Annotated in this window: 12 protein-coding genes and 2 pseudogenes; 4 read left to right on the forward strand and 10 right to left on the reverse strand. The window is 64.3% G+C overall.

What is annotated here, in order from left to right:
• Positions 1-2,421 (reverse strand): annotated as a pseudogene (locus PSFL_RS01115) (hypothetical protein); the annotation flags it as partial.
• 141 nt (positions 2,422-2,562) lie between these two features.
• Here PSFL_RS01115 and PSFL_RS01120 point away from each other — a divergent pair.
• From PSFL_RS01120 to PSFL_RS01130, 3 genes are all read left to right on the forward strand, one after another.
• Positions 2,563-2,853, forward strand: coding sequence for a DUF5629 family protein (locus tag PSFL_RS01120; RefSeq protein WP_057438651.1), 291 nt, complete (start codon positions 2,563-2,565; stop codon positions 2,851-2,853).
• A complete protein-coding gene (locus tag PSFL_RS01125; protein WP_057438650.1) occupies positions 2,840-4,015 on the forward strand; it encodes a lactonase family protein in 1,176 nt (391 codons plus the stop codon). Before PSFL_RS01120 ends, PSFL_RS01125 begins: the two co-directional genes overlap by 14 nt.
• A gap of 155 nt (positions 4,016-4,170) precedes the next feature.
• The gene (locus tag PSFL_RS01130; protein WP_057438649.1) at positions 4,171-4,350 is read left to right on the forward strand and encodes a hypothetical protein; all 180 of its coding nucleotides are present in this window, start codon (positions 4,171-4,173) and stop codon (positions 4,348-4,350) included.
• A gap of 13 nt (positions 4,351-4,363) precedes the next feature.
• Here PSFL_RS01130 and PSFL_RS01135 read toward each other — a convergent pair whose 3' ends face one another.
• Genes PSFL_RS01135 through PSFL_RS01145 form a run of 3 tightly spaced genes read right to left on the reverse strand, consistent with a single transcriptional unit; the run spans position 4,364 to position 9,842 of the window.
• Positions 4,364-4,969, reverse strand: coding sequence for a glutathione S-transferase (locus tag PSFL_RS01135; protein ID WP_057959837.1), 606 nt, complete (start codon positions 4,967-4,969; stop codon positions 4,364-4,366).
• The gene (locus PSFL_RS01140; RefSeq protein ID WP_397469566.1) at positions 4,966-8,604 is read right to left on the reverse strand and encodes an AAA family ATPase; all 3,639 of its coding nucleotides are present in this window, start codon (positions 8,602-8,604) and stop codon (positions 4,966-4,968) included. Before PSFL_RS01140 ends, PSFL_RS01135 begins: the two co-directional genes overlap by 4 nt.
• On the reverse strand, positions 8,601-9,842 hold the full coding sequence (locus PSFL_RS01145) for an exonuclease SbcCD subunit D C-terminal domain-containing protein (RefSeq protein WP_397469567.1): 1,242 nt from the start codon (positions 9,840-9,842) through the stop codon (positions 8,601-8,603). The genes PSFL_RS01140 and PSFL_RS01145 overlap by 4 nt, the downstream gene beginning before the upstream one ends.
• A gap of 322 nt (positions 9,843-10,164) precedes the next feature.
• Here PSFL_RS01145 and PSFL_RS01150 point away from each other — a divergent pair.
• Positions 10,165-10,285, forward strand: a pseudogene (locus PSFL_RS01150) (nucleoid-structuring protein H-NS); the annotation flags it as partial.
• A gap of 577 nt (positions 10,286-10,862) precedes the next feature.
• Here the strand turns inward: PSFL_RS01150 and PSFL_RS01155 are convergent.
• The 6 genes from PSFL_RS01155 to PSFL_RS01180 are packed head-to-tail and all read right to left on the reverse strand — an operon-like array spanning position 10,863 to position 17,702.
• Positions 10,863-12,503, reverse strand: coding sequence for a BatD family protein (locus tag PSFL_RS01155; RefSeq protein WP_057959835.1), 1,641 nt, complete (start codon positions 12,501-12,503; stop codon positions 10,863-10,865).
• The gene (locus PSFL_RS01160) at positions 12,500-14,236 is read right to left on the reverse strand and encodes a tetratricopeptide repeat protein (protein ID WP_057959834.1); all 1,737 of its coding nucleotides are present in this window, start codon (positions 14,234-14,236) and stop codon (positions 12,500-12,502) included. Before PSFL_RS01160 ends, PSFL_RS01155 begins: the two co-directional genes overlap by 4 nt.
• Complete coding sequence (locus PSFL_RS01165) at positions 14,233-15,321, reverse strand: VWA domain-containing protein (RefSeq protein WP_057959833.1); 1,089 nt, start codon at positions 15,319-15,321, stop codon at positions 14,233-14,235. Before PSFL_RS01165 ends, PSFL_RS01160 begins: the two co-directional genes overlap by 4 nt.
• Positions 15,314-15,808 carry a DUF4381 domain-containing protein gene (locus PSFL_RS01170; RefSeq protein WP_057438644.1) on the reverse strand — a complete coding sequence of 165 codons (495 nt, stop codon included), beginning with the start codon at positions 15,806-15,808 and terminating at the stop codon, positions 15,314-15,316. The genes PSFL_RS01165 and PSFL_RS01170 overlap by 8 nt, the downstream gene beginning before the upstream one ends.
• Positions 15,805-16,737: a DUF58 domain-containing protein gene (locus PSFL_RS01175; protein ID WP_057438643.1), complete on the reverse strand. Its 933-nt coding sequence runs from the start codon at positions 16,735-16,737 to the stop codon at positions 15,805-15,807. The genes PSFL_RS01170 and PSFL_RS01175 overlap by 4 nt, the downstream gene beginning before the upstream one ends.
• Positions 16,738-16,742: 5 nt before the next feature.
• Positions 16,743-17,702: a MoxR family ATPase gene (locus tag PSFL_RS01180; protein ID WP_057959832.1), complete on the reverse strand. Its 960-nt coding sequence runs from the start codon at positions 17,700-17,702 to the stop codon at positions 16,743-16,745.
• Positions 17,703-17,892 lie beyond the last annotated feature (190 nt).

A 17,892-nucleotide genomic window follows, 5' to 3' on the forward strand; every position in this document is an offset into this window, starting at 1 on the left:
CGCCTGCTCAAGGGTGGGGGTGGGCCGGGAGGCCACGTGCAACAGAATCAGGCCGATGTTGAGCAGCACATCGACCCAGGCCAGTTCCCGCGCAGCGGCGTCATTGCCTTGCAGGGCGAGAATATCGTGGCGCAGGCTGACCGCCAGTTGTGCCATCCAGCCCGCCGCCATTGCCGGCCCGCGCAGCAGCGGCAGCAGCAGAGCGTTGAACAGCAGCCAGCCACCTTCCAGCAGTACTTTCCAGCGGCTTTCGGCATTGGACACCGAGTCCCGGTCTGCCAGGTCCACCAGTGCCCGGGCATTGCTGCCGTACAGGTATTGGGTCAGGTTGCCCGTGGCCAGTGCCTGCGCCAGGGAGCCGGGGATTTCGCCGCCATGGCTGTCCTGCGCCAACTGGGCGGGCGGTGGGGCAGGCCATTGCACGCTGTCGTCACCCTGGCCGAAGCGCAGGATATGTGGGCTGTGAAAGCCATTATGGCTGTAGATCGGCCGGGCCTTGTCCGTCATCCAGGACAATACGCTGTCTTGTAGCGCGCCGGGTTGTGCGATGGCGTCGAACAGGGCCGCACGGCTGCTGAATTGCTGCAGCGCGTCCTGGTACAACGGGCGGTAGAGAATCGGCGGCCCGGCGTCGCTAGCGCGCGGTTCGATGATAAACATGTTGCTGACGATATCCGGCACGGCACCGGGCTTATGGGCGAAGGCCAGAGGGCGGATCACGATGTCCTGGGCATCCACCACCCGCCCCGACAGGTTGCTGTGCAGTACCGCCTTGACGTAGCGATAACCCAGGAAGGTAAACCCCTGTTGCCCGCGAATCGCCAACTCCAGGGCTTGGCGCGGCAACTGTACCGCCAGCTCCTGGCCGAACAGCGCTTCACGCCGACGGGCTTGGGCGGTGTCCTCCAACAGCTGTTCGCGGATTGTCTGCGGGTAGTGCCGGCCGACGTCCACCTGGCGGATCAGCCCTGGGGTGCTATGGAGCAGGCCCTTTTCCCCCAGGACGTAGTCTTCGGTCAGCCACTGCGGAACGTCCGCCCCCGAGGTGTCGCGCAGGGTCAGGCGACCCTGGGGCGCGGCGGCGAGGTTGTTGATCGCCAGTTCGCTCAGGCTCATGGTCTGCTGTGCCAGATAGCCGCTGCGCAGGTCTCCCACCGGGACATGGAAGGTCAGCGCCAGGTTGTCCGGCTCCACGCTGGACTCGGGGTGGTCGCGGCGCATCTGCTCGCGCAGGGTGCGGGTGGTGAAGGCTTGCAGGTTTTCGACGCCGGTCAGAAAGGACGCCCCGCCGGTTTGCCGTTGCAGGCGCGCCTGGTCCAACAACCCTTGGCGATAGGCAAAGCGCTGCTCGGCATCGGCTGCCAGCAGCCAGGGGGGCAGCGCCGCCTGCAGGACAGGCTGCAGCGTCGGGTCCGGCGCGGGGGCGGCGATAAACAAGGGCACAGGGTCGCTGGCGTCGGCGACCTGCTGCTCCAGGGCGCGTACCCCTTCGGTAGCCGGCAAACGGATGGCTTGAAGGTCGTCCAGTTGCTGGTTGAGCAGTAAGGCGGCCTGGGTATCGAAGAGATTGCCATCGGGCTCGTAACGCTTGACCACCAGCGTGTCCGCTTGCAAGCGGCTGGCCAGGCGTTGGCCCCAGGTGTGGGTGAAGGCCTCGATTGAGGCAAAGGGCTCGACATTGCCCGACGCCTGGCACAGCAGGATCTGGGTGCCCTGCACCAACAGCAGGTCGGTGCTTAGCAGGCGGGCTTCGCGGTCCTGGTTGCTCACGCAGGCTTGCAGGCAGTAGGCATGCACGAAACCTGCGGGCGCGGCCTGGCGCTCGCGGCGATCGGGCTCGCCGGTCACGCTATCGAGCATGTTCCGGGCGGGGCCGCTCGGCAGCAGGCTTGCGGTGTTTTTCAGGGTGTCGCACAGCAGGTCGCCAAGCCATTGCCAGCGGCTGACGCCGGTTTCTGCGTCGAGGTTCCAGTAGCTCGTCAGGGCGTGTTGCAAAGCGATAGGCAGGGTAAAGGCGAGGTCCAGAATCACCCGTTCAATGACGGTCATATCCGGCTCGCGGGGGCCATTGGCCTCATAGGTCAGGCGCGACGGCGGTCGTTGGGACAGGAAGCAGCGGCGTTCGTCGATGACCAGGGTCAGGTTCAGGGCCGTGCCCTTGCCCAGGTGATCGAGGACGACGTCGATCAGGCGCTTGAGATCCCAGCCGCGCCGTTGGTTGGGGGTGGCCAGCCTGACCGTAGACACATCCATGCGCAGCACCGGGAAGTGTTCCAGCAGGCGTTCCTGCAGGTGTTGCTCAAGCACCTGGCGCAAGCCCGGGCGATCGGCGAATTGGCGGGCGACGGCCAGGGCCGGGGTGTTGCTGCGGTGAGTGAACAGTGATGGGCCAGGAGGTGGGGCGGGTAAAGTGTCCGGCATAAAAGATTCCGTTCTGCGCGATGGGGTTCCTCCGCAGAATGGCAAGCCGCTGGGGCCGCAGTGTGGTAGCCGGTTATCGCGACACGACGGCGAACACGGTTTGGCCTATCATCAACGTTTTTCCACTGATGAATGATCCTGATGACTGCTGCCACTCTGCCTACTGCACTCCAAACCAGCGACATGCTCGAAATCGATGGCCTGCATGCTTTTGATTTCACCTTCGATGACCGGCAGTTGCTGATCAAGAGCATGGACGGTCGGGCCGAGAAACGTTGGACGTTCAGCATCGCCCAGGTGCAGGCCGCGACGTTTGATGAAGCCTTGCAAAGCTGGACGCTCACCGGTGACTCGGGCGAGCACCGCCTGGTGTGCCTGAGCGCCATCACCGGCAGCAACGAAGACGAGGACGACGAACATGCTGATGCGTAAATTCTGGCCCCTGCTGATGGCCGGCAGTGTCGGTGCGATGTCGGTCCAGGCCGCTACGGCCGATACCTTTGATCTGCTGGTGGGCAGCTACACCGCCGGCACCAGCGAAGGCATCTATCGCCTGCAGTTCGACAGCCGTACCGGCCAGTTCAGCGGCCCGCCGGTGCTGGCGGCCAAGGCGCAGAACCCGTCCTGGCTGACCTTGTCCCCGGACCAGAAACGCCTGTTCGTGGTCAATGAAAACGGCCCGGGCCAGCAGGACGAAGTCGGGCGTGTCAGCAGCTATCGCATTGACCCGGCCAACCACCAACTGACCCTGATCAACCAGGTGCAGAGCCTGGGCAACGAGCCCACCCACTCAAGCCTGGCCGCCGATGGGCGTTACCTGTTTGTTGCCAACTACTCGGTGCTGCAAGATCCGGGCGGCAGCCTGGCGGCCCTGCCGGTCGATGCCGAGGGCAGGCTGGCGCCACCGGTGCAACTGAGCGGGCACCCGGCCAGCGGCGTCAACCCCGAGCGCCAGGCGTCCAACCATGTGCATTCGGTGGTGTCGTCGCCGGATGGCAAGTACGTGTTTGTACAGGACCTGGGGGCGGACCGGATTTTTGCCTACCGCTACGACCCCAAGGCCAACCCTGAGCGGCCGCTGACCCCCGCCGATCCGGATTCCGTGCAGTTGCCGCCGGGCAGTGGCCCGCGTCACCTGCTGTTCAGTGCCGATGGCAAGCATGCCTGGCTGACCACCGAGATGAGCGCGCAGGTCGCGGTGTACGACTACCAGGACGGCAAGCTGAGCGAACGCCAACGGGTGGACTTTGCCGCCGGGCAACCGCTGTCGGACAAGGCCGGCGCGGCATTGCACGCCTCCAGCGACGGCAGGTTCCTCTACGTCAGTAACCGTGGCACCGCCAATCAGATCGTGGTGTTCGCCATTGATCCGGCCAACGCACAGTTGAAAGAGATCCAGCGCCGCGCCGTGGACGGCGATCATCCCCGTGAGTTCAGCCTGGATCCGAGCGGTAGGTTCCTGCTGATTGCCAACCAGAAGAGCAACCAGATCGTGGTGATCGAGCGCGATAGCCAGACCGGCCAACTGGGCAAAACGGTACAAAAACTGCCGATTGATGCTCCCAGCGATCTCAAGTTTCTGGTGCGTCAATAAGCCACAGGCCCCGGCGTGCGGGGCCTGACTCCTTGTATTAATCCCAGTGATAACGGCTACTGTTTCAAAGCATTTCAGCGAGCCGGAACCCAGGCGTAAGTTTGCTCCAAGGCCTTCACAAGCCATCCAGCCAACTGAACACAAGGGTTACCGCCATGAACTTCAATCTGTTCTCGATCATTGCCGCTTCCGCTGTTTCCGCCACCGTCGCCTTGCCAACCAGCGCCAGCGTGGAGATCAGCAGCAAAAAATCCAGCACCAGCGCCTACACCCAGAAATACCTGCAACAGAGCGCCAACTTCTACGCCGCCCTGGATCACAAGACCCAGCAGTGAGCAGCACTCGGCTTCAGGTTTTTGCCATCACTGCGGTAAACAACGGCGCCGCCAAAAAACGCTGCAGCCACTGCTGCAAACGCGGATACGGCGTTGTTGCAAACCACTCCCGATCCACATGGGCAAACTGGCGTATGAACGGCATCAGCGCCACGTCCGCCAGGCTCAGGTGATCGGCCAGCAGGTAATCACGTTGCGCCAGCAATCCCTCCAGCTGGCGCAAAAACACCTCGCCTTCGGCGCGATAGTGTTCCATCGGCTGCTCCGGGTAGCGCTCGGCGTATTTGTAGCGATTCAAATGCACCTTGAAGGCCTGGTCATTCTCGCCAATCAATTGCGCCATCAGCCTCTGCGCCGCCGGATCAGCCTCGAGCAGCCAGTCCTCGGGGTCGTTCTGCGCCAACGCCCAGTGCATGATCGCCAGGCTCTCGTCGATCACCTGGCCACCCACACACAACACCGGCACCGTGCCCTTGGGTGACAGCGCCAACATCTCGGCCGGCTTGGCCTTGAGGCTGACCTCGACAATCCGCAGCGCCACCCCTGAATACCGCAGAGCCATTCGCGCGCGCATGGCGTAGGGGCAACGGCGGAACGAAAACAGCAGCGTCTCGCTCACTTGACCTCCAGGGTGCTCAGGCCATTGCCCTGGCGCTTGACCTGGATCTGCACCGGTATCCGCTCGTGCATTTCCTGCACATGGGAAATCACCGCCACCTTGCGCCCCTGGGCCTGCAGGCCGTCGAGGGCATCCATCGCCAATTGCAGGGATTCGGGGTCCAGGCTGCCGAAGCCTTCGTCGATAAACAGCGACTCGATCTTCAAGGTGCTGGAGGCCATCGACGCCAGCCCCAGGGCCAGCGCCAGGGAGACCAGGAACGTCTCGCCGCCGGACAGCGAGTGCACCGAGCGCAGTTCATCGCCCATTTCCGTGTCCAGCACCAGCAGGCCGAGCATGCTGCCGCCGCGCTTGAGGCGATAACGGCGCACCAGTTGGCGCAGTTGCACGTTGGCGTGGTGCACCAGCAGGTCGAGGTTGTAGGCCTGGGCGAACTTGCGGAACTTGTCGCCGGTGGCCGAGCCGATCAGCGCATCCAGCCGCGCCCAGCGCTGCCACTCTTCATAGGCCTTGGCGGTGGTGAGTGCCAGGCTCTGGTTGGCGTCCTGGCGTCGCTGGTCTTCGGCTTGTTGGGCGCGCAGTTCGGCGCAGTGTTTCTCGGCGTTGTGCAATTGCTGATTAAGGTCGGCCAGGGCCGCGTCCAGCTGTTCGGCGTCGAGGTTGCCGTTGTGCAGGGCCTGGTGGTCCTTGAGGCGTTGCTCGCGCTCTTGCAGCAGAACTTTGGCTTGCTCAATGGCTTTTTCGCTGTGCTGCACCTGCTGGCGCAGCGCGCTGACAGCCGCCTCGTCGAAGGCCAGCAGGTGCGCCAGGCCGGCGTCGTCAAGCTGCGGATGTTGGGCGCGCCACTCGCTGATACGGCTGTGCAACGCCTGGAGTTCGCTGTCCAGGGCTTGCTGGCGCTCCTGGCGGGCCTTGAGGTCGGCGGCCAATTGGATCAGTTCGCTGCGGGTGTCCTGCAACTGCTGATTGGCCAGGGTTTCGCTCTGGCGTGCCTGTTCCACCGCCTGCTCAAGGTGCTGCTGCCAGTGCTCGGCACTGCTGTGCTCACCCACCAGGGCGCTGAGTTGTGCCTGGGCGGCCTGCTGTTGGGCGCTCAGCTCAGCCAATTGTTGTTGCAACACGGCCAGCTGTTGTTGGCGATGTTGCTGGCGGTCCTGTTCTTTTTCGAGGGTTTGCTGGCGCTGTTGCTGCTCGGCCAGTTCATCCTTCTGGTAGCCGAGCTGCTCCAGGCGCTGGCTGATCTGTTGGTCCAACAGCATGAACGTGGCCGCGGGCTCCGTGCGCAGGCCTTCGAGGGTCTCGGCCGGTAGCAGGCTGGCGAAAGCATTGAGCTCTTCGTCCAGGCGCTCGCGGTCGCTGGCCAGCTCCCGTTGCTGGTCGATCAACTGCTGGCGGGCCTGTTGGCTGGCATCCTGGGCGGCTTGCAGTTGTTGCTGCAGGCGCCCGGCATTTTGTTGCAGGTTGAGCAGGGCGCCCTGGCGCTGTTCGTCCTGGGTGATGCTCTGGCTGAGCTGGCCCAGTTGCTGCGCCAGCCAGGCGCTGCGTTTGTCGCTGTCTTGGTTCAGCAACGAAGCACTGAGCGAATGGGCTTCAATGTTGGACACTGAACTTTTTTGACTTTTGGTCAGCTGTTCTTGCTGGCTCAGAAACTCCTTTATTTGCCCGTTAACTCCACCAAGATCACCGCGCAACTCGATGAGTTTTTGATTAAGGGCCTCGACAGCTTTCTGCGCATTTGCCTCCTCATTCTCATCATGTCGCCCAAGGCTTTGCAACAGCACCTCGGGTTGGTGATAGGGGTGATCGTGGCTTCCACAAACAGGGCAAGGCTGGTCGTCCTGAAGATGTGTTCTTAGCTCTTCAATACTTTCGCTACGTGCAATACGCTGGCGCTCTAGCAGTTGCTTGGTGACCGCCAATGTCTGTTCGGCGGTGGTCAGCTCTGTCTTTGTGTGAAGTCCTGACTGAATCAAATTTTCCCGTTGTTGCTGAGCATGCGCGAGCCTCTGGGTCAGCAAGGTCGCTTGCTGGTCCAGCTGCTGCTGGCTGTCCCAGAGCCGCGTCAGGTCTTCGAAGGCCCGTTGCTGCTTGCGATTGTCCTTGAGCAGGCTGTCGAGCAACTGGATCTGCTCGGCCACGGCATGGGGTTCGGCGCCGGCTTCCTGATACAGCAGGTCCAGGGCCGCGCGCTGCTGAGTCCATTGCTCGCTGACGCGGTTGGCGCGTTCTTCCAGTTGCGGCAGTTCGGCCTGGCCCTTGTTCAGGCGATTGCCGATCAGCATCAGCTGTTGCAGGCGGTCGCGGTAGGCGTTCCAGGCGTCGCTCAAGGGCGCCAGCCCGGCGCTGCGCTCAAGCTGTGCCGCCAGTTGTTGCAGGCGGCTGGTGACCTGCTGTTGCTGGGCGTGCAAGGCATCGAGCGCGGCCTGGCCCTCGGTGCAGGCGGTTTGCCCCAGTTGCAGTTGTTCGTTGCTTTGGGCCAGCTCGCGGGTCAGTCGGGCGAGGCTGCTTTGTTCCTCGAAGGCCTGGCGCAGCAGCGGCACCGCGTCGGTCTGTTGTTGCAGGGCTGCGGCCAAGGCGCTGTGTGCGCTGGCTTGCTGCTGTTGCAGCTGCTCCTGGCGCGTGTGCAGGGCGCTTTGTTGTTCAAGGTGCTGGCGGATCTGCGCGGCCAGGGGTTCCAGTTGGCCGGTCAATTCGCTGTGCCGCGCGAAATGATGACGCTGCGGTGCCAGTTGCTCCAGGTGGTTCAAGTCCTGGCGCTGCTGGCCTTGGCTGTCCCATTGCTGTTGGGCTTGCTGCAACTGTTCGGCTGCACTGTGCTGGCGCTCTTGCCACTCGCGCAGTTCCTTGAGCCAGGTGTGCTGCAGTTCCAGTTGCTTGAGCTGGGCCTGCTGGGTCTTGAGCTGGTGCTGGGCTGCGCTCAACTGTTGATCCAGCTCGGCGCGGGCCTCGGCCGGCAACGGCGTGACGCCGGTCGCCTGGTCTTGCAGCAGCTTGTGGGCTTCCTTGGCCTCCCGTGCCTTGACGAACGCACGCTGGCCCAACTGGGTGTAGAGCGCGGTGTCGGTGAGCTTTTCCAGCAGTTCGCTGCGCTCGTTGTCGTTGGCCTTGAGAAAGGCGCTGAACTCACTTTGCGCCAGCAGCACGGCGCGGGTGAACTGTTCGAAGTTCAGGCCCAGGGCCAGTTCCAGCTGGGTCTTGTATTCGGTTTTCTGGCTGGCCAGCAGTTGCTCGCTGTCCAGGTCGATCAGGCTTTGCCGGCTGTTCTGCAGCTTGCCGCTGGCCTTGTCGCGGGCACGGTTGGCTTCCCAGCGCGCGCGGTAGCGCCGGCCGCTGACGCCGATAAAGTCCACCTCGGCATACCCGCCGCCGGTACCGCGGCGGATCAGGGTGCGCGGGTCGCCGATGGAGATATCGGTATCGGCATCGGGCATTTTCGCCTGGCCGGTATCGCCCAGGCGTGGCACGGCGCCAAACAGCGCCAGGCACAGGGCGTCGAGCAAGGTACTTTTGCCGGCGCCGGTGGGCCCGGTGATCGCAAACAGGCCGGCACTGGCCAGGGGCTCGGCGGTAAAGTCGATCTCGAATGGCCCGGCCAGGGACGCGAGGTTTTTCAGGCGGATGGCGAGGATCTTCATGGCAGTTGCTCCTCCTGTTGTACTTCCTGGAGCAGCACGGCGAAATCCTTGAGGGTCTGTTCGTCCACGTCATTGCCGTAGCTTTCCTGCCAGGCACGGCTGAACAATTCCTGGGGCGTGAGCTGGTCGAGTTCGATCAACTGCTCTTGGCCATGGTCCTGGCCTGCGCCGCTGCCGGCATACTCGGCGGCGATGCGCACCAGGCGCACGGCCTTGCCCAGCAGGGCGTTTTCCACTTGCTGGCGCAGGTCGGGCTGGGGTTCGTCGAGGCGCACCCGCACCTCCAGCCACGGCTGGCGCTGGGTTTCGGCCAGCAGGTCGACATCGGGCAGCTCCGCCAGTTGCTTGAGGATCTCGGCCAGGGGTGCGGCTTCCAGGCGTTGCAGATGCACGGCGCGGGGGATCAGGCGCGATTCGACGCTGATCAGGGTGTCGCCGTCCAGTTGCACGTCGAGAATCTGGTGTTGATAGCCGATTTCGGAGAACGACAGCGGGATCGGCGAGCCGCAATAACGGATGCGCTCCTCACCATTGACCCGCTGCGGCTTGTGCAAATGGCCGAGGGCGACATAGCTGACACTGGCATCGAACAGACTGGCCGGCAGCGCTTCGGCGTTGCCGATGATCAGGCTGCGCTCGGAGTCTTCCGACACCGAGCCGCCGGCCATATGTGCGTGGCTGATGGCAACCAGCGCCTGGCCCGGCTGGCGCTTGGCGTTGGCCGCCGCGATCAGGCGCTCATGCACCTGGCCGATACCCTTGAGGTAATCGTCGCCCAGCAGTGCGCCAGTGACCTCGGCCGGGCGCAGGAACGGCAGCGCCAGGCACCAGCCGGCCACAGCCCCGGTTTTGTCCGGTAGAGCAATCAGCAAGCGCTCCACATCCAGTTTCCCGTCATCCAGCCACAGCACCCGGCCCAGGGCATGGGTGCGCAAACGCCGCATCAACGGCGCCGGCAGCTCAATGCGCGAGCCGGAGTCGTGGTTGCCGGCGATCATCACAATCGTCAGGTCGGGGTTTTGTTCATGGGCGTTGATGATGAAGTCATACAGACGCTCCTGGGCCTTGAGCGGCGGGTTGACCGTGTCGAAGATATCGCCGGCAATCAACAGCACATCGGGGCAGTGCAGCTTGATCTGGCCCAGCAGCCACTCGAGAAAACAGGCGTGCTCGAAGTCGCGTTCCTGGCCGTGGAGGTTTTGGCCCAGGTGCCAGTCGGAGGTGTGAAACAGACGCAAGGCGAACTCCGTGGGGAATAGGGAAAGGAGGGGAGTTTACCTGTAAATGGTAATGGGGCGCCCAAGATCAACAGCAAAGCCAGAGCGCAAAGCTACGGGGCTTTGTGGGAGCTGGCTTGTCGGTGATGGTGGGGTTGTGTACATATCCGTTGCTGCGGTCACGGCGGCTATTGGTTCCGCCCTTACGGCGGGTCACTTTTGGAAAAGAGCCCGGAGTGCCGGCCCAGCCAAAAGTAACCAAAAGGGCTCTTGCCCCACCACTCGGTGCCTCGCCTAGGCTCGGCATGCCCGCAGTCAGGCATTGCTCCGTGGGCCCGCCGCGATCGGCCATTCCTGGCCGTGTCGCGGCTACCCCGGCATCCATGCCGGGGTGCCCACTGCGCAATACCTGCCTGCGGCCATCGTGGTTTAACGGGGCGCCTGAGATCAAGATCAAAAGCCAGATCAAAAACAGAGCAACAGCAAAGCCAGAGCGGGAAGCTGCATTCCCCTGTGGGAGCTGGCTTGTCGGGTCGCCGCATCGCTGCGATGGCGGTTCATCAGCCAATACATTTATCGACTGATACACCGCCATCGCAGGCAAGCCAGCTCCCACAGGAGTACGCGCACGCTTTGACGATCAGGTCGGCTGTCAGGCCGCCTCGCTTTGCTTTTGATCTGAGGCGCCCCGTTAAACCACGCTGGCCGTTATCCGATTTTGATTTGGGGGGTAAACCGGCAGGACGCCGGTTTAGCCGCGCTGGGCCATGGATGGCCCATCGCGGCGGCCCCCCAAATCAATGTCGGATGACGGGCACACCGAGCCTAGGCGAGGTGCCGAGTGGTGGGGCAAGAGCCCTTTGCTTACTTTGGGGCTTTCCAAAGTGAGCCGCCGTAAGGGCGGAACCAATAGCCGCCGTAACCGCAGCAACGGATATGTACACAACCCCGCCATCACCGACAAGCCAGCTCCCACAGCAGTCCACGCATGCCCCAACGAATATGCCTGCGCCGAGCTCAATGTCGCTACAGCATGGCCAGTTACTTGGGATACAGCGGCGGCAAGCTGGTGCTGTCGGCCACCGGCGCCTGTTCGCGCTCGGCCATGGGAATGGCCTTGATCGCCCGCCACAGCTCCTCACCCTGCCAATACTGGCCGGTTTCGCTGTAGAGCGCGCCGTTCAGCCCATCCAGGGCATCGGACAAGGGCACAAACCGCGCCGCCATGTCCGCCAGGGTTTCCGGTTGTTGGCGTGCCCAGGCATCCAGCGCCTGGCGTGTGGCCTGGGGGTCATTGGCCTGGCTCGCACGCTTGAGGTCGTCGAGCAAGGTGCGGGGGCTGGGCCCCGTCTGGGCGGCGCGCTGGATTGCCGGGCGGGAGCGGGCCCGCCACCACAGGCCGAAGCCGAGCAGGGTGGTGCCGGCGAGGAGCAGGCTGGTAAGTTGCCAGATCCACAGGCGGCCATCGTCCGGTGCGGTGATTACGGTGGGGGTGGCCGGGGTGTCGACCACCAGGCTCGGGTTGACCGCCACTTGCAGGGTGCGGGCCGGCAGGCTGGTGCGTTCCAGATGGTCTTCATGGGTATTCCACCACACCACCTCCACCGCCGGCAGCTCCAGGGCGCCGGCGCGGTTGGGCACCAGGGCCTCGCGGTCTTCGCGGCTGCCGATCACCCCGCGCTCGCTGCTCTGGTTGCTCAACACCGGCTGGTCGGGGTAACGCCGCAGGCCGGCGATTTCGGTGCTCGGCAGCGCCGGTAACTGGGCACTGGCCAAGCCTTCGGCCTTGAGGGTGAGGATGCGGGTCAGGGAGTCGCCGACCTGCACGTTCGTAGGTTCCGGGTTCCAGCTTTCACCCAGGCTCAGACTGCGCGCCGGCAGCCAGGGGGCGTCTGCGGGGTACAGGGCCGGCTTGGGCTTGACCGTCAGGGGGATTTCGGTGGAATTGACATGCAACAGCTTGCCGGGCCTGGGTGCCTGGGGCGTGGTGCCCTGGGCCGGGCGCGGTTCGACTTGGGTGGCACTGAATATTTGCGCCGGGATCAGCAGTTGCCCGCTGTGTTGCGGGTAGATCCCATAGCGCATTTCGATCACGCCGTGGCGCACGCCGTTGATGACTTTTTCATAGGTGCGCGAATCGCCCACCTGCTCGACCCGCGCGTCAGACAACTGCAACGGCGTCAGGCTGCTGTCGTCATACAGCGCCACCGAGTGGTAGATGCGCACCGTCAGCAGGGCCTGGGCCTGTACATAGACGCTGCCCTCATCGAGGCTGGCTTCGATGAATACCGGTTCCAGTTGATTGTCACTGTCCTGGCCCAGGGTTTCGTCCACTTGCAGGCTGATCGCCTGGGTCTTGAGTTCGCCCAGTTGCAGCGGCGGGATCACCACGGTGCCGGTGGTCTTGGGCTGCAAGGTGATGATCCAGCGAGTGGTGGCGTGGTTGCTGCCGTCAAGGGTGGTGAGTTGGTTGATCTGGCGGGTGCCACGCACGTCGAACAGCGGGTCCAGGGGCGCCAGGTCCGGCTTGCCGAACTGGGTGACGTCGTTGGACTCGATTGTCAGCTCCACCGTTTCCCCGGAATTGACTCGGCTGCGGTCGATACTGGCGGCCAGGTCGGCCGCCTGGGCGTGACCGGCCCACAGCGCTAGCAATAAGACAAAGGGGGTGCAGCGGCTCATCGAGTCTTGTCCTGATGTTGTTGCTGTTCGTACCAGAATTTGCGTCGCAACAACTCGCCGGGGTTGTCCGGGATCTGTCGCAGCCACTGTTCCAGGGCCTGGCGGTGCTCCTCGTCGAGGTTGCTCTCGGTGGGGCGCAAGGGCGGCGTCGTGGTTTGTTCGTCGCCCAGTTCGCTGCCGGGTACTTCGTTGTTGCCGGCAACGGGCGGGGTGCCGGTTTGTGTGTCAGCCGTGCCTGCCTGGCCCGCGCCCTGGGGCGATTGCTCGCCGCCGTTGGCCTGTTGGCCGCTGTCGCCCGGTTGTGCAGTTTGGCCGGGTTGGGTGGATTCGTCATCCTCGTTTTTTTCCGGTGCGGGCGGCTCAGGTTCTGGCTCTTCCAGCAGCAGGCTCTCGACAAGGGCTTTGTTTTTCAGGGCGGGCTGCAAGTCCGGCTGGGCTTCCAGGGCTTGCTCATAGGCGTCTATCGCGGCTTCCAGCTCACCGGTGCGGGCCAGGGCATTGCCACGATTGTAGTGGGAATAGGCATCACTGCCTTCGGCAAAACGCCGGGCCGCCTCGGCATAGTTGCCCGCCTCGTACAGGGCGACACCCTGCCATTGCGGGTTTTCAAAGTGTTCGGCGGCTTCGGCCGGGCGTTTGTGCTTGAGCAGGTACTGGCCCTGTTGATCGGGGCGCAGCCACAGGTCGTCAAAGCTGAACGCGTAGCTCGGCTGCGGCGCGGCCAGGAGCAGCAACGGCAGGCAGAACAGCCAGCCACGGCGCCCGGCGCAGGCGGCAAGCAGCAGCAAGGGCAGCAATAGCCAGTAACCCTGGTCGGCCCAAGTGTCCAGTTGCAGGCGCTGACCGTCGTCGCGCAGGTTTTGCGGGCCGTCCAGCAGGCCCAGTCCGCGCAGGTCCTTGTCGTCCAGGCGGGCCTGGCGATAGCGGCCGCCCATTTCGCTGGCAAAGGCCTTGAGCGTCGGGCTGTCCAGGCGCGGGATAAGGATCGCGCCTTGTTCGTCCTTGAGGAACTCGCCACTTTCCTGGGTCACTGGCGTGCCTTCGCGGCTGCCGATGCCGAGGATCGACAGGCTCGGCGCCTGGCCTTGCAGCAGCAGGCGAATGCCCTGGCGCTCCTGCTTGGACAGCGACGAGCCAATCAATAACAGGCGACCCTGGCCCAGGCCGCCGTGCTTGAGCAGGCCCAGGGCTTTTTCTACTGCCAGGTCGGCACGATGGCCGGCCTCGGGCATGATCGACGGGCGCAGGGCTTCCAGCAGGTTGCGGCTGGTGGCCAGGTCGTCGGACAGTGGCACCAGCGTGTGGGCGCTGCCGGCATACACGACGATGGCGGTCTGCGCATCGCTGCGCGCCTGCAGCAGATCCACCAGCTTGCGCCGCGCCTGCTCCAGGCGGTTGGGCGGGCTGTCGGTGGCAAGCATCTCCGGCGTCAGCTCCAGCAGCACCACCAGCGGGTCAGCGGGCTTCTGGCTGATCTGTTCGACCCGTTGCCAGCCGGGGCCGAGCAAGGCCAGCACCGCCAGCAGCCAGGCCAGGCCCAGCAACAGCCATGGTGACTTGCTTTCCCGGCCATTGCCGCCACTGAGCAGGGCGGCGTGGAAGGCCGGCGGCAGGATCATCTGCCAGCGCCCGGCGCGTTTTTGCCGATGCCACAGTTGCCACAGCAACCAGCCGAGGACGGGCAGCAGCAACAGCCACCAGGGGCGGAACCAGTGCGGCCATAAAGCGATCATCGACGCCTCCGCAAGCGCAGGCGTTTAAGGCGTTGCCGCCATTGCGGGTGCTGTTGCAGGAAATGGCCCTTGGTCGAGAGTTTATTGAGCAGCCGTTGCAGGGCGTTGTCCGGCCAGCGTTCCTGGATCACCAGCAGCAGGCTGAGAAACAGCGCCAGGGCCAGCGGCCCGCTATACAGCGCCTGGGTCGGGCGGGCCTGGGTTGGTTGTTGAGCCACCGGCTCCAACTGGTCGAGGGTTTGTTTGATCGCTTGCAACTCGGCGCCGTCATGGGCGCGGAAATACTGCCCGCCGGTGGTCTGGGCGATGGCCTTGAGCGCCGGCTCGTCGAGGTCCAGGCTGGGGTTGAGGCCGAGCATGCCCAGGCTGCCGGTCTGTTCGGGGCTGGCGCCAATGCCGATGGGGTAGATTTTCACGCCTTCTTCGGCGGCCAGGCGGGCGGCGGTCAATGGGTCGATTTCGCCGCCATTGTTGGCCCCGTCGGTGACCAGGATCAGCACCCGGCTTTGTGCCGGGCGTTGCCGCAGGCGTTTGAGGGCCAGGCCAATGGCGTCGCCAATCGCGGTGTTTTTCCCGGCGATGCCGATGCGTGCCTCATCCAGCCAAGTGCGCACGGTGCGCCGGTCGAAGGTCAGCGGTGCCTGCAGGTAGGCCTGGCTGCCAAACAGGATCAGGCCAACACGGTCGCCCTCGCGGCTTTCGAGAAAGTCGCCAAGCAGGTGCTTGACCAGGTTCAGGCGGCTGACGTCTTCGTCCTGCCATTGCATATCGGGGAAGTCCATGGAGCCGGACACGTCCACCGCCACCAACAGGTCGCGGCCGCTGGCGGCAATCGGCAACGGTTCGCCGAGCCATTCCGGGCGGGCGGCGGCGGTCAGCAGCAACAACCACAGCACCACGAACGGCGCTTGTTGGCGCCAGCCTGGCAGGTTGATGCGCGCGCGGCGCCGGGCCAGGCCTTCGAGGTCGCCGAGAAAGCTGACTTTCAAGGCCGGCTCGCCGCTGTCGGCCACCGGCAGGATCAGCCGCATCAGCCAGGGCAGGGGCAGCAGGGCAAAGACCCACGGCCAGGCGAACTCAAACATGTTTGCGAATCCAGGTGTCGACCGCTTGCGTCAGGCCGGCGATGGCCTTGTCGTCGAGCTTGCATTCGGGTTTGTAGGCGCCCTCGACGAGGACCATCCAGCGCGTGAGGCCGGCGGCGGGGCAGCGGTTGTCGAGAAAGGCCAGCCATTTGCGCCCGTTGAGGGTGTGGCTCTGGCTGTAGGGGTAGTCGTTGCGGCACAGGCGCTTGAGCAGGCCGTTGAGCTGCTGCAGCCAGGCGCCGGCCGGTGCGCCGTCGTAGGGCTTGGGCATCAGCGCCAGTTCCGCGAGGGCGGCAATACGCAGCGGGTCCAGGGGCTGTTCGGCCCGGGCCAGGGGGCGTTTGCTCGGCAGGAAGCGCCGCAGCCGCCACAAGCCCCAGCCCGCCAGGGGGATCAGCGCCAGCAACAGCCACCAGCCCGGCGCCGGCGGCCAGAAACCAATGGCCGGTGGGGCGATCAGCGGTTGCAACTGGTCCAGGCTGCTCATGGCTTTTTCACCGGGCGTTGCGGGTTGAGGTATTCGCGCAGTTGCTCGACCATTTCGCTCTGGGTGCTCAATGGCATCAGCAGTACCCGCAGTTTTTGCGCGAGCAATTCCCAGCGGGCGATGCGTGCTTCGGCCTGGGCCTTGTAGGCCTGGCGCAGCTCGAAGTTCAAGGTGTCGATTTCCAATTGCGCGCCGCGCTCGGCGAAACGCAGCAGCCCGGCGGCGGGCAGTGCGTGGTCCAGCGGGTCTGAGACCGGCAGCAGCAACAGGTCGCAATGGCGCGACAACAGGCTCAGTTGCTGCTCCGCGCCCTCGGTCAGGGCGCGCTCGTCGCAAATCACAATCACCAGGCTGCCGGGGCGCAGCACTTCGCGGCCTCGGCGCAGGGCCATGCCCAGGGCGTCGGCTTCGGGGCGGCTCTCGGTGTTGAGGCTCTGGTTGACCCGTACCAGGCGGTTGAGCAGTTGCAGCAGGCTTTGCTTGCTGCGCCGGGGCTTGATTTCGTAGTGCTCGTTATCGCCGAACACCAGGCCGCCGACCCGGTCGTTGTGGCCCAGCGCGGCCCAGCCGATGAGGCTGGCGGCCTGGGCGGCGAGGACCGACTTGAACATCAGCCCGGAGCCGAAAAACAGCCGGCAGCTTTGCTCCACCATGATAAAGATCGGCCGTTCGCGCTCTTCGTGGAACAGCTTGGTGTGGGGCTCCTGGGTGCGGGCGGTGACGCGCCAGTCGATGGTGCGCACATCGTCGCCGGCCTGGTACACCCGCACCTGATCGAAGTCCACGCCGCGCCCGCGCAGTTTGGAGTGGTGCAGGCCGATCAACGGGCTGCGCTGGCTGGGCGTGGAAAACAGCTGTACTTCGCGCACGCGATGGCGCATCTCGATCAATTCGCTGAGGCTGACATGGATCCCGTCGCCGGCATTCATGGAGATCAAGCGACGGCTACGACGTCGAGAATACGCTGCACCACGCGGTCCTGGTCGATGCCGGCCGCTTCGGCCTCGAACGACAGAATGATGCGGTGGCGCAGTACATCGAACAGCACCGCCTGGATATCTTCCGGGCTGACAAAGTCACGCCCGGCCAGCCAGGCGTGGGCGCGGGCGCAGCGATCAAGGGCAATCGAGCCCCGGGGGCTGGCGCCATAGGCAATCCACTCGGCCATTTCCGCGTCGAACTTGGCCGGGGTGCGCGTGGCCATGACCAGTTGCACCAGGTATTCCTCCACGGCGTCGGCCATGTACAGGCCGAGGATTTCCTTGCGCGCGGCGAAAATCGCCTGCTGGCTGACCCGCCGCTCGGGCTTTGTCTCGCCATTCAGCGCTTCGCCACGGGCCTGTTGCAGGATGCGCCGCTCCACGGCGGCATCGGGGAAGCCGATCTTGACGTGCATCAGGAAGCGGTCGAGCTGGGCTTCGGGCAGGGGATAGGTGCCTTCCTGCTCGATGGGGTTCTGCGTGGCCATTACCAAAAACAGCGGCGACAGCTCGTAGGTGCTGCGGCCGACGCTGACCTGGCGCTCGGCCATGGCTTCGAGCAGGGCCGACTGGACCTTGGCCGGAGCACGGTTGATCTCGTCCGCCAGCACCAGGTTGTGGAAGATCGGCCCTTGCTGGAACACGAAACTGCCGGTTTCCGGACGATAGATCTCGGTGCCGGTGATGTCGGCGGGCAACAGGTCGGGGGTGAACTGGATACGATGGAACTGTGCTTCGATCCCTTCGGCAAGCTCCTTGATGGCCTTGGTCTTGGCCAGGCCGGGAGCGCCCTCTACCAGCATATGGCCGTCGGCGAGCAGGGCAATGAGCAAACGCTCGATGAGTTTTTCCTGGCCGAGAATCTGCGTAGAAAGAAAGGTTCGCAGCGCGAGCAGCGCTTCACGATGTTCCATCAAAGACGGTTCCTGGAAAGATGAGCCTGGGGATTGGGAAAAATGCCAAGGCCTGGGGGGCCTACTTTAATGCATTGGAGGGGCTGGCGACTAATGAACCAGGGGGTATTTTTTTGCGATCTGTAGGAAAGGTCTGAGGTTTTTGGCGTTTATAAGGGTCTCATCGCGGGCAAGCCCGGCCTCCCACAGG

It is taken from the genome of Pseudomonas sp. DD1 (assembly GCF_044510355.1).
GTDB lineage: Bacteria > Pseudomonadota > Gammaproteobacteria > Pseudomonadales > Pseudomonadaceae > Aquipseudomonas > Aquipseudomonas shahriarae.